The following is a 13,899-nucleotide window of genomic DNA, read 5'->3' on the forward strand; positions in this document are numbered from 1 at the left end:
AGATAAAGATGGCGGGAATAGCGTGTAAAAGAGAAGTTAAACCGATAAAAATAACGCGGGGGCTTTATCTATTGATCCCAAGGATGAGTAATGTCAATTGATGTGCAGTGTTTCTAGATCCCAAAGTTTCTGAATTAATTGTTCCTTCTTTATTTTTGGCAACTTTTTCAGCTTAATTTCGTATTTTAAAGCCAAACTTTTCGTTTCGACAGAGTGACTCCAAACGAGCTCCAGTGGCCCTTTTCCGCGAAGAAACTTAGCCCCTTTTCCCATTTGGTGTTGTTTGAACCGACGATCTACATCAACCGTTATTCCACAATATAGTGCATCACTTCGTGTCCGAATTAGATAAATGTACCAAGACGGACACGTTTCGCTTACCTTTGTCATGAAAATCAGAGAACAGATTCAACTAACGCTTTGAGCTCTGCCAACTCGTTCTTCAATTCTGCCACTTCTTTCTCTAGTGACTCGATTCTTTGAGATGATGAGTTTTCAGAAGAGTGGCTCATTGTTGAACTGACCGGCATTGCCGCCGCGATCGAATCCACGTCAACAGCACCACTTAAAAGATGCTGATAGCGAGATTCTCTCTTACCCGCTTCGCGTGGCAATTTCACCACCAAAGAACCTTCGGCACGATTCGCTAGCTTTTCAAGTACCGCTTCCACCTCTTTTACATCTGTGAATGACGCCAACCGATTAGTACGAGTGCGCAATTCGCCAGGAGTTTGAGGCCCACGAAGTAACATGCAGCAGATAATGGCGCGTTCTTGTTCACTAAACTGTAAATCGCCAAATTCAGTGTTACAAAAACGATGCTGATACTTACTCACACGGCTATTAAAGCTACTCTCATCACTCACTAAACGACGAGAGATAAGGCTCTCTACGACATCAAGAATATCTGAGTCACTCAAGGCCATGACAGGATCTCGGTTACTCTTCTGATTACATGCAGTGGTTAGACTATTAAGTGTTAGGGGGTAATATTCAGGAGTGGTTACTTCTTTTTCAATCAAGCAGCCAATAATTCTTGCTTCAACAGGTGACAGTTCAATGCTCATACTCAATTCCTTGTTTTTATTATTAGCTTTGTTGCACTAGTAAATCTAACGACTCAACCATTTAAAGCGCTGAATTTACGTTGTGAGTGTTAAATTCTGGCTCAAATTTTTAGCTTTGCATCTCTTGTGATGGGCAGTGTAACTATCGATATTCAAACATTGATATTCAAACATCGATATTCAAAAACATTAGTAACCAAACATCCGTTTTCGCTAATGCTCCGGAATCAGTGGGATGCGTTTCATATTGCCTTTTTCATCAACCAATATGATTTTCGCTCGGTTTAGCTCAATCTCAGTTATCTCTAATTTTGTTCGCTCAGAAATGTAGGCCTCACGTAGTTTCTCTCGCTCCACTTCACCTTCAGGTTCTACGTCATGCGACTCGTAATCATCTTGTTCGACTGGCTGTTCCATGTTTTTTTTCATTACACTGTCATACTTAATAACGCATAATATAGCGAACGCACAAGCGAACACAATCGATTAAAGAGAGAGTGCTGATTAATTCACCAACATCGCCAGAGGATTGATCTTAAGGCTGTTCTGTATTCATTTGTTGTGCTTTAATCAAACCAGACATATTTTAGACTAGGAAAAAACTATGAGTAGTGTATTTGAAATCGTAAACCAAGCACGTCGTAAAAATAAGCTAAAACGTGAACTTGTTGATAACGAAAAAAAAGTTCGTGATAACCGTAAACGTGTTGATCTACTTGATAACCTTCTTGACTACATTAAACCAGAAATGAGCCACGATGAGATTCTGGTTATTGTTAAAAACATGAAAGCCGATTACGAAGATCGCGTTGATGACCACATCATCAAAAGTGCTGAGATCTCTAAATCTCGCCGTGACATCAGCCGTCGCATTCGTGAACTGACTGAAGAAGATAAGCAAACTCAAGGTAAAAAATAACCTTAGCTTATCGATAAGATTCTGGTAGACCTAGCTTGCACACAACCTAGTGTGTTGTTTCATTTCGCAGCTAGGAATATCTAGGTGACAACAAAAAAGCCGAAGCAATATAATATTGCTTCGGCTTTTCATTGACCTTTATCTATAAACCTTTATCTATAAACCTTTGTCTATAAACCTTTGTCTATAAACCTTTTTTATATTGCTGGCTGCTCGTTTGCGCTAATGCCTGTTTTATCGCAACTAATGCCGGAGACTCGACCTTATCGCCACGAGTGTCCAAATGGTTCATCGATTCCTGTAGCATTTCTTGGAATAGCACAACCAAGGCTGCGTTATCGATCTCCGCTTTATCTAAACTCACTTTGGTCTGTGTTTTGATATTTCGTAGATCAATCAGAACATCAGAATAGAGCCCTGCACAATCTTTAAGTACGTCTGTATTCAAGAAGTTTTGTTCGCTGTACAAACTGTTGTGATCGCCTTTTTTCTTATCAATCACATAAGGCTTATCTTTCAAGTTAATGATAGAGGTTGTTTTCTCACACCCCTTCAAACAACGATTATCCACACGCTTTTTCTTACAACCTACACTTTGTAAAAATAGGCACTGACGACTAGTTAGCATCGCAATCGGGTGGTAAATGCTATGAAACAGGCGGAAGTTATCTGGACGAACGATCTTACGCATCTGCAGTTTGCTTAACTCATTAGAGATAAAAGCACCGCTGCCTTTGTACTCTTGTTGAATACACTTGAGCGCGTATGAGTTTGTGATATTCAGTTGAGGACCTGCAACCCACTGAATGCCTCTCTCATAAGCCAGTTGTGCTACGCCTGTATTATTGGTGACGATCAACGCTGGCTTAACTGTATCTAAAAACGTTCTCGCCGCTTCAAAGTCATCTCCAATTTGAATAGCAGAAATCCAAGGGATCAAAGCTGGATTTTCAGTAAACAGTGTACTCAATTTAGCCAACTGTGTGCTCAGCGCCATTGGTAACTGATAGAAGACATCTAAAGGTGTCGTTGAAGTGTTCATTTCGCACAACGCAACATCTTCTGCCGATGAGATAAGTACAGATAATTTTGGAGCCGAAGTCAAAGGCGTTGATGGTGGTAGCTTTGGTAATTCAACGGCTTTCACGTAATCGGGGTCGCCTTTTACTACCGTTAATGACTTTGAATCATCAATCACTAAATCTTTGGTCTTCTCTTCCACCAGCGCCATGATATCCGTTTTTTCATCAAACAGATCTTTTTTCACTTTATCGATACTGGCTTCGGTAGTACAGCCGTAAATCTTAGTGAAGTGTGTAGACGAATTGTCTCTTGGGTTATCGATATACATATCTTGGGAGATGTTATCTTTCAGATATGAGTTCGAAAAGTCACGATTAAATACCGTGTATAGACCTTTGGTATCGGTTAAAGGTTGGCCACCAGCACAATAAGTGTCTATCTGTTTACGCCAATTGTCGACCACAGTATAAACGTAATGCGCTTTCTTGATTCGACCTTCAACTTTTAATGAGTAAACACCCGCATCAACCAACTCATTCAAATCACCATAAGCAGAGTTGTCTTTCATGTTCAGTGGGTAATTTTTACCTACTTTCGTTGTTTCGTATTGATCACGGCAAGGCTGGCTACAGCGTCCTCGGTTACCCGATGCGCCATTTTTTACAGAACTGATGTAACAAAGGCCCGAAAAGCCAATACAGTAAGAACCATGCACGAACACTTCCATTAGAACATCATGCTCTAGTCCAAATTGAGCTAAATGTTTAATCTCACTGATATTTAACTCTCGTGAAAGGTTTACACGACTTGCACCTAACTTATTTAATAATAAGATTTGACCTTCATTATGAGTGTTCAGTTGTGTTGAAGCATGCATGTCCAAGCTAGGGAAGTAGTGCTTAAGAATGTAGCCTAATCCAAGATCTTGAATGATAACGCCATCGATATGAGTGTTAACCAATTTATTCAATAAGCGGACAACCGTTGGTACTTCACTTTCAAGAATAATGATATTCAAAGTCAGGAAGATTTTACAGTTGTGCTGATGAGCCAAATCAACCAAACCGTTTAAGGTATCTAGGTCGAGGTTTGTTGCTCGATTACGGGCATTAAACTTATCCAAACCACAATAAACGGCATCCGCGCCAGCAGCAATCGCCGCTTTTATCGAATCTATATCGCCACCAGGGGCCAACAACTCAAATTGATCTTTATTCACAGAAAATGTACTCGCCTTACTGTATAGCGTAATAATAAGGCGGGTATTTTACGGGTTTCGGTTACAAATTACCGCATGAGTCACACTTTTTTTTGAAATTAGCGATAGATCAGCACCTTAATTTCCCAAAGTACTCATCGCGTACCCACAATCAGTCGGTTACTTAAAACAAGTTTCAGCCCAGCGAGCCAAACCTGCTGTAACCGAACCAAAGTAATTCCCACTCACAATCGGCACATTTGGCAGTTGAGATTCCACCGCTTGACGCAATACAGGAGAACGAGCAGAGCCTCCCGTCATGAAGATCACATCCGGTTTTTTCGCACTTTGCGCGACCGCTTCTTTCACTAAATCAACCATCTTCGCTTTTGGAGTCTCAATCGCGTCTATCATTTGATCTAAGCTAATATCCACTTCAACCAACTCAGACACTAAATCCATCTTGACGCGAAATTCGTTGCAATCTGCAAGTGCTATTTTCGCTTCTTCCGCTTTTCTTACTACGCTGTAGCCTAATGTCTCTTGGTAGATTCTAAGTAAGCGATCCAATTTTTCCGGAGACTGCGCCTCTTTTTTCAGTAGCTTAAGTGCTTTAAGGTTCTCGCGTGAATAAAAGTCGCGTTGCGCTTCTACATTGTTGATCGCAATCGGGTTCCAAAATTGAGTCAGAGGCATATCGATACCAGACAGTGACTTACTCGTGGAGCCAAAAGAGGTCATCAGCTGTTTGAAGGCTAGGTAAATATCAAGATCATTTCCCCCAACTCGTTGCCCACTATGAGCTAATAAGCTGGCAGTACGATCACTCATGCCTCGCCACGTTGGTCCCATATGAATCAGCGAACAGTCGGTTGTACCACCGCCAATGTCCACAACTAATACTGTTTTATCTTCTGTTAGTGTGCTCTCGTATTCCAACCCTGCCGCGACAGGCTCAAATTGAAATTCAATATTATTAAACCCTGCGCGCTTGGCTGCTTGTAATAATATTTTTTCCGCTTGTTGGTTAGCGAGTTCACCACCACGACCGTGAAAGTTTATCGGACGACCAATCACCGTGTCGCGGATCTCTTGTTCACTTTGAGCTTCCGCTTTTTGTTTAATATTGGCCATCATGGCGCATACAAGATCTTCAAAAAAACTGACCTGAATATCATGCAACCCGCTTGCGCCTAAGAAGGATTTCGGCGATTTCACATAGTAAACATCTCTCGGATCTTCCAAATAAAGATCTAACGCCGCTTGACCAAAGGCTAAGTCACCTTTAATTAGGTCGATACTCTCTTCTCGATTGAAGGCAATCGCTCGGCGCAGTACTTGTTCACCAATCGCATCAGAAGGCGAAATTTTAAAGTGACGAAATAGATACTCAGATACAGATTCACGCGTAGGAGCACAAATGGTGGAAGGGATATAAAAGTTGTCCCCTTCAAGAGAAAGTAATCTTGGTTGGCCATCAGACATCGAAGCAACAGAGCAGTTCGCTGTACCATAATCAAAACCTATAAACATTTTTACCTCTAGCCAATCCAAAAAGGTCGGCAATGCTACCTCAATTGGCTCTTAATTTCGAGCAGCAAAAACCTCAAAAAAAGCATAAATTTATACCTGAGGAAGATGCTAAATCTAAAGCTCTACCCTCTTCGAAGCATTACGCTCTAACTGGATCTGGTTCACAACTTGATAAATTACTCAAATAACGTTTCGGTTTAAGCCATTTTTTAGCAAGTTCTTTAAATTCAAACAATTAACCACACGAAGATTAACGCTGATTCTCATGACTATTCTCATCACTCCACTAAGCTTATGATTTTATAAAAAATATTATAATCCAGATATTAAAAACTTATTCATCACTCAATTAATATAGCCCCAGTCAATTTGACAGCCTACAACCTCGTTACTAACGTTTTACTGTCGTTTCTAATAACAATGTTTAGGAAGAACAATGAATAAAAATAAATTAGTAATAGCATTAGGCTTAACAAGCAGTTTAGGCTTGGTTGGCTGTGGTGACGGAGAGACCGGTACGACAGCAAACAGCAACGCCTATTCCGTCACAGCAATTGATGGATATCTAAAAAATGCCCAAGTTTGGCTAGATGTCGATGGCGATTTTCAACTCGATCCTGATGAACCGTCTGCCATTAGTGGCGATGGAGGTAAAGCCGTTCTTGATGTCTCCAATACCCCTAATCCCGAGAATTACGCCGTTATTGTTAAAGCAATAAAAGGTCAAACCGTCGATGAAACAACCGGACCTGTTTTATCTGATTATGTAATGTCAGCACCTGCGGGACAAACCGATGTTACTCCCCTCTCGACTCTTGTTCACGTAAAACTAGAAAGTGGCACTTTTAGTACCATCGAAGAAGCCGTTACCGATGTAGCAAATGACCTAGGACTTGAAGAAAGTGATGTTCTAGGCGATTACATCGAAGATGGAAAAACAGACGCTGCATACAGTGCTGAAGCTCTTGTGACTTCAGGTGTTATCCCAGAAGATACAACAGAATTATCTGATAATGCCGATGGTAGTAAAACAGATTTATCAGATAACTCAGAACAGATAGGGACCATTATTAAGGCTCCTGATTTTGACCCTGACAAAACTGCGATCATTCCTGGAGACAACGGAGGATATGAGTCTGTCGAAAATACAGACACAGATGGTGACGGCGTCATTGATGAGCTTGATGAGTTTGTTGACGACGATACGGAATGGGTTGATTCAGACAAAGATGGAACTGGTGATAACGCCGACACCAATGATGACAACGATGCAGCCCTAGATGTCGATGATGATTTCCCATTTGATAAAGATGAGACAACAGATACTGATGGTGATGGTATCGGTAACAATGCCGATCTCGACGATGATAACGATGACACACCTGATGTAAGTGATGACTTCCCATTAGACGAAAATGAAACAACAGATACCGATGGCGATGGTGTTGGTAATAATGCCGATCTCGATGACGATAATGATGACACACCTGATGCCAGTGACGACTTCCCATTAGATAAAGATGAAGCAACAGATACCGATGGCGATGGTATTGGTAACAATGAAGATACTGATGATGACAATGATGGCATCTTAGATGAAGACGACGACTCTCCTCTCACCCCCGATTTAAGTCCTATTCAGCAAGTTATTACCTTCATGCGTGACAGTGGTACTTTCTACTCTCTTTGGGCAGATGAAGAGACACGTAACAACAACGGCGTAGAAACAACCGATGTTGAGGTATTTGTCGAAGAGTTCACAATGAACAATGACATAGGTACTTTATCTAAACTCTACCAAGTCGGTGCCGATGGAAGAACCCATACGATTGATCCCAATGATGATAAAGACATCATTCTAGGTCCACAAGGTTGGGAAATGTTCAATGATGTGTACTCACTTGCGATAGTAGGTGATGCCATATCCGTTTACCCTGCCGATCTACCAGCATTAACCAGTACCGCTTCTGGCTATGTGCGAGATTTAAGTGGTAAATCAATTGCTGGTAATGCGGGCGAGTTGTCTGATTATGTCAATGAAACAGCGGTATTCCCACAAGGTTCTCAAGGTGGCTCAGTCAGTTTAACCGCTGATTTTGATGAGTATTACTTATGGAATAAACCTTGGTTCTATCACGGTACCGCGAATAACGAAGAAGACGGAAATAATGCAACATCATTTGCAGATGTTATTGTCAATACAGCGGCGGGAGACGGAGCTCTGGTAAGCACCGTTAAAGGGTTATCCATAGGTTACGATATAGGGATTGAACTGGTTACTGGTGGAGTGATCAACTACTACACTTGGGATTGGAGTTGGACTAATGGTCAAGAAACCATGGTGACTCTCAACGGTTCTGGTCAATGGACACAATCCACCGTTAATGGGGAAGAGGTCATTCGCTTCGATATTCCGCAAGCAGTTATCGACCTATGGGGAGATGCTTGGGATCACGATACCAACCAACGCATTTTATCTGCTTACGATGGCTACCTATATGAAGGCGAGTTTATTGCTGCTGGCGATGCTGAAGATGACAACGATGGCTACCTATTGAATGCTGTTGCAAAAGAGGCATTAATTAACGCAATCAATATTGAAGGTTGGTGCTTCATTACCGAAACCGATTCAGGCTCAACTCTTGCCGATTTCGAAGCACAGCTAGCGGACTGTACATTACCGACCATGATGCCAGAAGACTCAATTTCTTACCGTGTTAGCGGTTCAGGAGAGACAAGATCCGCTGCGTATGGCGATAATAGCCAAATGCTACGTTTTAAAAATAGTGCCCCTAGCATGAAGTATTGGAACATGAACAGTAAGGGCATTTTAGAAATAGGTGAAAACGCGAATGAAATTTGGGACTACCGCAAACTTATTATTGATGTAAACGATGATAAGCAATACTCAGTGGCACATTTTGATCCAGAAGAAGGTTCAATATGGCTAGCGACGTATTTAGATGTTGATATAAATAAAGATATCCAGACATGTGATGTCGATGAATCCGGTTGGAATGATGAAACCGACCAACCTATTAACTTCAAGACTTACGCTCAATATACCGCAGCTCTAGACTCCTGTCGTGAAGACGAAGACTACAAAACACCATTGTTTAGTACTCGCTTCATTGGTGATGAAAGAGTCTTACAAGCTGAAGATGAACGACTAAGCTTTATGGCCGACGGCTCAGGTAAATTTGAAGACCTAAACCCTGATGGAACGGTCATGGAATCCTTTAATTTCACTTGGGCAATGCACGATATTGATAAAGGTATAATCAAGCTTAGCTTCGCTTACACCGATGATAATAACGTCGCTCAAACCGCCACTGACTACATGACGATAGCCTATAGTAATGGGATTGAATTCAATGTAAAAGTATTCACCGTTTCTAGTGAATGGGGCGGAAACGCAATCACGGAAGAAGGAGAAATATGGTATTCGAACTATAGCAATCCAGATTCAGAATCAGAACTGACAGACTTAGGTTTTATCACCCCAGCAACACCATAAACACCATAAACAAGTCACTTTAACCTAAATTAAAAGCCAAGTTTTTTACTTGGCTTTTTTATTTCTTACATCCAAATAAAAAACTGTTAGATTTACGGTACAAGTTTTAGAGAGTAAAGATGAATGAAAACACCTTGTATTGCTGCGTGCAAAAACAGTGATGGTATCTGCTCAGGCTGTCATCGAACCATGGCTGAAATTATCGGTTGGAAAGAGTATTCAGACACTGAGCGTGAAACCATTATGAAGCAGATAACTAGCGTCTCACACACTCATCAATGTCCATCATGTGGTGAAGGTGCACACTGTGATATCAGCGCAGGAAAAAGCACCTGCTGGTGCTTTGAAGTAGAAGAAAGGAACACAAGTAAAGTGTCGGATAACCAAAGTTGTGTGTGTCGAAAATGTTTAACGGCTCTACCGACAATTTAGCTCTGAGTCAAAGAGTTCTAACGCAAATAACTGACATTTAAACCTACATTAGAAACCATAATAGACGCTCAAATTAAGGCTCATAGCACCATCATCTCCGTCAGGTGCTATCGAACTCTCTTTTACATATTGTCCTTCAATATCAAAAATTAATGGTGTGTTGTTTCTAAAACGCATCCCAGCACCAATACTCGGAGCCCATTCTGTACCGTGGTTTTCCGTTCCAATCGCGCTATAACCCAAAGTCCCGAACAGGTTAAAATGATAATCCAATGGGATAAACCACTTACTCACCACTCCTGCATGCCACTTAATTCGGTCATCTTTATCCGATACCACGATATATTCCCGCCCTTCTATTGCGAAAAAAGATAATGGACGATAACCAAAAACGACCCCAGCAAGCGTACTATCAAATTTATCATCATCTCGATATTGCGAATCGCTGAAGTTTGCCATGCTGAAACCGGCACCTAGGTACAACTGACTATACTCTTTCTCTTCTTGCTGTGCATAACTCAGTGAGCTTATAACACTCAGCGCAAGAAAGATGGAGGAAACTGGATGCTTCATTATCACTTCCTTTTCTATTTGTCCCATAAAAAGGTTAGCTCATACGCAACCAGTCACTCTATAGCCATTAATATATGTGATTTAGATCTACTATTTGATCTTCAACGTATTTAGCTTTCAATACGTTCTATATCTATATTTAGCTATTAATACGTTTGGTTATCAAGATGTTCAGTTATCAATATCTTTAGCAATCAATGCAGTTTGTTCAAATTTGATTCCACCCCAACCTGTCTTGATAAAGTTTCGGATATTTTGATGGTCCTTATCATCAGGGTTACCAAGTACATCGACACGGTAAAACTTCCCAAAACAGGAAAGCGTCTCCTCTTCCGTTAACTTGTGAAGCAAACCAAAGGCAAAAATTTTACATGAACCATTATTTTCTCCAGCTTCATTTCTTAAGTCACCGTTAGTAAATGAAGTAGGAACAAAGTCATAATTTGCATCAATGACATCCATGACCTGCTCAAATTTTATTTCCTTAGGACTATTTAATAAATCAAACAAAAAACCTTTTACTTCCATAATATATCCATATCCTCATGTACTTAATGTTAAATTTTATGCCAAATATGTGAAGAAACAAAGCACCATGAAATGCAACAACAACTATTTTGGTCATATAATGTAAATAGACAAAATACCATACTAAGGACGCCAATGAGCCATCGTGATACATGCTTATCAAATTCAGATCAAAAAATTATCGATCTTCAAAAATGGCAGCATACGGTTGATCTCATGTCTGAACTGTTTGGGGCTACCTGTGGGACCATCGTTCAATTGAGAGAAAATGAGTTCAATGTTGTGGTCGCGAGCCACAACAAAGAAAATTTCTTAAAAACAGACGTTTCTTGGCCGTGGGAAATGAAAAGTTTCTGTCGCACGATTATGGAAACCAAGCAGAACCTGTATGTAAATAATGCAAAGCAAGATGATTATTGGAAAGATGCTCCTCCGGTTACACACGGCCCCGTAGAATCCTACTGTGGGCTTCCTATCTATTGGCCAAATGGCGAACTATTTGGAACCATTTGTGTTATAGATACGAAACCCACCTCCTACCCGACAAAACTACTCAACTTACTTGAGCAATTCAGTAATTTGATCATGTCTGACTTAAAAGTTTATTGTCACTATCAAGAGCTACAAGATCTTGCCCTGACGGATGAATTAACAGGCCTGAACAATCGCAGAGGTTTGCATTTACTTGGTGAACAGCGAGTTAAAGATGCTAAACGGGCAAGACAAACCATTGGTGTAATTTACTTAGATATCGATAAGCTAAAACAAGTCAACGACCAACATGGACATTGTGTTGGTGACGAATGCATTCAAACTGTGGCAAAAGTATTATCCGAAAACTGCCGGGAAAGTGACATTGTGGTGCGGATGGGGGGAGATGAATTTGTCATTATGAGCTTATTTAACGATGAAGATGGATTCAATCATGATGAGCAACTTGAAGCACTCTGCCAACGTTTAATTAAAAACTACCACGTCCAAATCGAAGCTCAACCACAATTCGGTATGACATCTCTTAGCTACGGTCAAAAAACGTTCAATCACAACAGAGAACTTACAATCGAAGAGATGATCGAGCAAACGGATCATCTTATGTATCAAAATAAAAACAAAAAATGAGCCACAATAATAAGTAGAATAATCAAGGGATGATAATGAGCCGCACTCCACAGTTCGAGAACAGCAAGCAAAGCCCTATATCGAGCCATATCGGACGACGAATCATCCTAATCTTAATTCTTATAAGCAGTGCGGTAACCCTAATTACAACGCTGATACAAACCTATTGGGATTATAATCGTGAGTTGAGTGCCGTAGAAAACCGCCATTATGAAATTGAGAAAATTCATATCGATTTACTCGCCCCATCACTATGGCGGTTTGACTTAGAGCTTTTACAGCAACGAATAGAAGGTCTCGTCAATTTACCTAAAGTCGATTACCTAGAAGTCGAAGCCGATAACTACATATTTAGAGCTGGAACCCCAGTAGAAAAGCAAATCATTTCTAGCCGCTATCCTATCAAATTTTCAATTTCAGAAAACGAGCCAAAAGAGGTCATTGGTAGCTTGTATGTAGAGTCTGAAGCCAACACTATCTACAGCTATCTCTTAAAGCAATTCCTTATCACTCTTGGAATTAACGCGCTTAAAACCGCTATTGTCTGCTATCTGATTTTAATGATATTTCACCAGAGCGTTAACCGACGACTGTTCTCCATCGCGCAATATTTACGAAAATTCAACCCTCGCAACCCAAGTAAACCACTTACACTCCAATACACGCCTTGGATTATGGAAAAAGAAGACGAACTCAAATGGCTTGGAGATGAAACCAATAAAATCACGTCGAGTGTGTCCTCTCTTTATCGCGATATTAAATATCAACAAGAGCGTTTTGCTGACTTTGCCGATGTCTCTTCTGATTGGCTATGGGAGACTAATGAATCAGGGGTATTAATTTATGCTTCAGATGAAATGGTAAAAAATTTAAACCTCAACGGCTGCGAATCAGTTCCCCTATTTAACATCCCAACATTCAACAAGACTCACTCTTTACTCGCCCATATTAACGCAAAATTAAATTTCTCATTATGTGAAGAAAAATTGATAATCGAGGGCCAAGAGCGATTTTTACTCTTTCAAGGAACAGCAAAATATCAAGATGATACCTTTACTGGGTTTCGTGGGACGGCATTGGATATCTCAGCCTTAACTCAAGCTAAGGTAAAGCTAGAGGAGCTCAACCATACTCTTGAGAATAAAGTAAAAGAACGAACTCAAGAACTAGAAAATAATATGGTCACTCTACAAAAGACCCAAGATCAGTTGGTCGAATCTGAAAAGTTAGCCGCATTAGGTGGGCTCGTTGCTGGAGTCGCTCATGAAGTAAACACACCATTAGGAATATCCGTGACCGCCGCGTCTATCATCAAAGAAATCACACAAGAACTTAACCAAGCATTTGCTGATCAGACATTATCCAGCGTTCAGTTTGCAGACTTGATGGAGCGCATGAGTGAGAGCACAATTATGCTGGAGGATAACTTAAATCGAGGTTCTAAACTGATACGTGACTTTAAACAAACTGCCGTCAACCAAGTGTCAGAATGCCGGAGCAATTTTGTTATCCATCAAGTATTAGATGCATTAATTACCAGCTTGCACCCTGAGACTCGCAAAATCCCCGTGACCCCAATCATTTCAGGCAGCGACACTCTTTCAATGAGCAGTTTACCTGGAGTACTCACGCAAGTGATCACCAATCTCATTATGAATAGTATCAATCATGCCTTTGCGGATTCATCTGAACCCGCAAAAATTAGCATTTCTTTCTATGAACAAAACAACGAGATTATCTTCGAATATATCGATAATGGTTCTGGAATTGAAGAAGCATTGCATCAAAAGATATTTGAACCTTTTTACACCAGTAAACGCGGAAATGGCGGCTCGGGGCTTGGGCTCAACTTAGTGTTCAACCTTATACACCAGAAGCTAGCGGGAAGCTTAAATTTTGAGTCATCCATTAATCAAGGCGTCCATTTTACATTCAGAACGCCGAAAGAGTTGCCGATATCACCAGAACAAAGCTCATAGCATTGTTCACC

General features: G+C 40.7%; 12 protein-coding genes. 5 read left to right on the forward strand and 7 right to left on the reverse strand.

The window, feature by feature from the left end; translation table 11 throughout:
- Nucleotides 1–93: 93 nt before the first annotated feature.
- The 3 genes from L4C39_RS01600 to L4C39_RS01610 all read right to left on the reverse strand — a co-directional run bounded on the left by L4C39_RS01600 (nucleotide 94) and on the right by L4C39_RS01610 (nucleotide 1,496).
- Entirely contained in the window at nucleotides 94–390 is a 297-nt protein-coding gene (locus L4C39_RS01600) for a GIY-YIG nuclease family protein (RefSeq protein ID WP_371729898.1), read from the reverse strand.
- A 5-nt stretch (nucleotides 391–395) separates the two neighbouring features.
- On the reverse strand, nucleotides 396–1,067 hold the full coding sequence (locus L4C39_RS01605; protein WP_113799769.1) for a YceH family protein: 672 nt from the start codon (nucleotides 1,065–1,067) through the stop codon (nucleotides 396–398).
- Nucleotides 1,068–1,280: 213 nt separating this feature from the next.
- Nucleotides 1,281–1,496 (reverse strand): hypothetical protein, encoded by a 216-nt coding sequence (locus L4C39_RS01610; protein ID WP_429744027.1) that lies wholly within the window; start codon nucleotides 1,494–1,496, stop codon nucleotides 1,281–1,283.
- Between the two features lie 175 nt (nucleotides 1,497–1,671).
- Between L4C39_RS01610 and L4C39_RS01615 the strand changes: the two genes are divergently transcribed.
- The gene (locus L4C39_RS01615; RefSeq protein ID WP_113799774.1) at nucleotides 1,672–1,986 is read left to right on the forward strand and encodes a DUF496 family protein; all 315 of its coding nucleotides are present in this window, start codon (nucleotides 1,672–1,674) and stop codon (nucleotides 1,984–1,986) included.
- Nucleotides 1,987–2,170: 184 nt separating this feature from the next.
- On the opposite strand, the gene L4C39_RS01620 is transcribed toward L4C39_RS01615, so the two are convergent.
- Together L4C39_RS01620 and yegD are read right to left on the reverse strand one after the other, a co-directional pair.
- On the reverse strand, nucleotides 2,171–4,228 hold the full coding sequence (locus tag L4C39_RS01620; RefSeq protein WP_429744029.1) for a peptidase U32 family protein: 2,058 nt from the start codon (nucleotides 4,226–4,228) through the stop codon (nucleotides 2,171–2,173).
- A gap of 159 nt (nucleotides 4,229–4,387) precedes the next feature.
- Nucleotides 4,388–5,740, reverse strand: coding sequence for a molecular chaperone (gene yegD, locus L4C39_RS01625; protein ID WP_429744031.1), 1,353 nt, complete (start codon nucleotides 5,738–5,740; stop codon nucleotides 4,388–4,390).
- A gap of 436 nt (nucleotides 5,741–6,176) precedes the next feature.
- Here yegD and L4C39_RS01630 point away from each other — a divergent pair, with 436 nt between their 5' ends.
- Nucleotides 6,177–9,257 (forward strand): hypothetical protein, encoded by a 3,081-nt coding sequence (locus L4C39_RS01630; protein WP_429744033.1) that lies wholly within the window; start codon nucleotides 6,177–6,179, stop codon nucleotides 9,255–9,257.
- Between the two features lie 123 nt (nucleotides 9,258–9,380).
- On the forward strand, nucleotides 9,381–9,689 hold the full coding sequence (locus tag L4C39_RS01635; RefSeq protein WP_261889601.1) for a cysteine-rich CWC family protein: 309 nt from the start codon (nucleotides 9,381–9,383) through the stop codon (nucleotides 9,687–9,689).
- 48 nt (nucleotides 9,690–9,737) lie between these two features.
- On the opposite strand, the gene L4C39_RS01640 is transcribed toward L4C39_RS01635, so the two are convergent.
- A complete protein-coding gene (locus tag L4C39_RS01640; protein WP_429744035.1) occupies nucleotides 9,738–10,262 on the reverse strand; it encodes an outer membrane beta-barrel protein in 525 nt (174 codons plus the stop codon).
- A gap of 171 nt (nucleotides 10,263–10,433) precedes the next feature.
- Nucleotides 10,434–10,790, reverse strand: a complete 357-nt coding sequence (locus L4C39_RS01645; protein ID WP_113799784.1) for a HopJ type III effector protein — start codon at nucleotides 10,788–10,790, stop codon at nucleotides 10,434–10,436.
- Nucleotides 10,791–10,925: 135 nt separating this feature from the next.
- Between L4C39_RS01645 and L4C39_RS01650 the strand changes: the two genes are divergently transcribed.
- Complete coding sequence (locus tag L4C39_RS01650) at nucleotides 10,926–11,909, forward strand: sensor domain-containing diguanylate cyclase (RefSeq protein WP_429744038.1); 984 nt, start codon at nucleotides 10,926–10,928, stop codon at nucleotides 11,907–11,909.
- 35 nt (nucleotides 11,910–11,944) lie between these two features.
- Entirely contained in the window at nucleotides 11,945–13,888 is a 1,944-nt protein-coding gene (locus L4C39_RS01655; RefSeq protein ID WP_429744040.1) for a sensor histidine kinase, read from the forward strand.
- The last annotated feature ends 11 nt before the right edge of the window (nucleotides 13,889–13,899 follow it).

Source organism: Vibrio clamense, assembly GCF_050337905.1.
GTDB lineage: Bacteria > Pseudomonadota > Gammaproteobacteria > Enterobacterales > Vibrionaceae > Vibrio > Vibrio cortegadensis.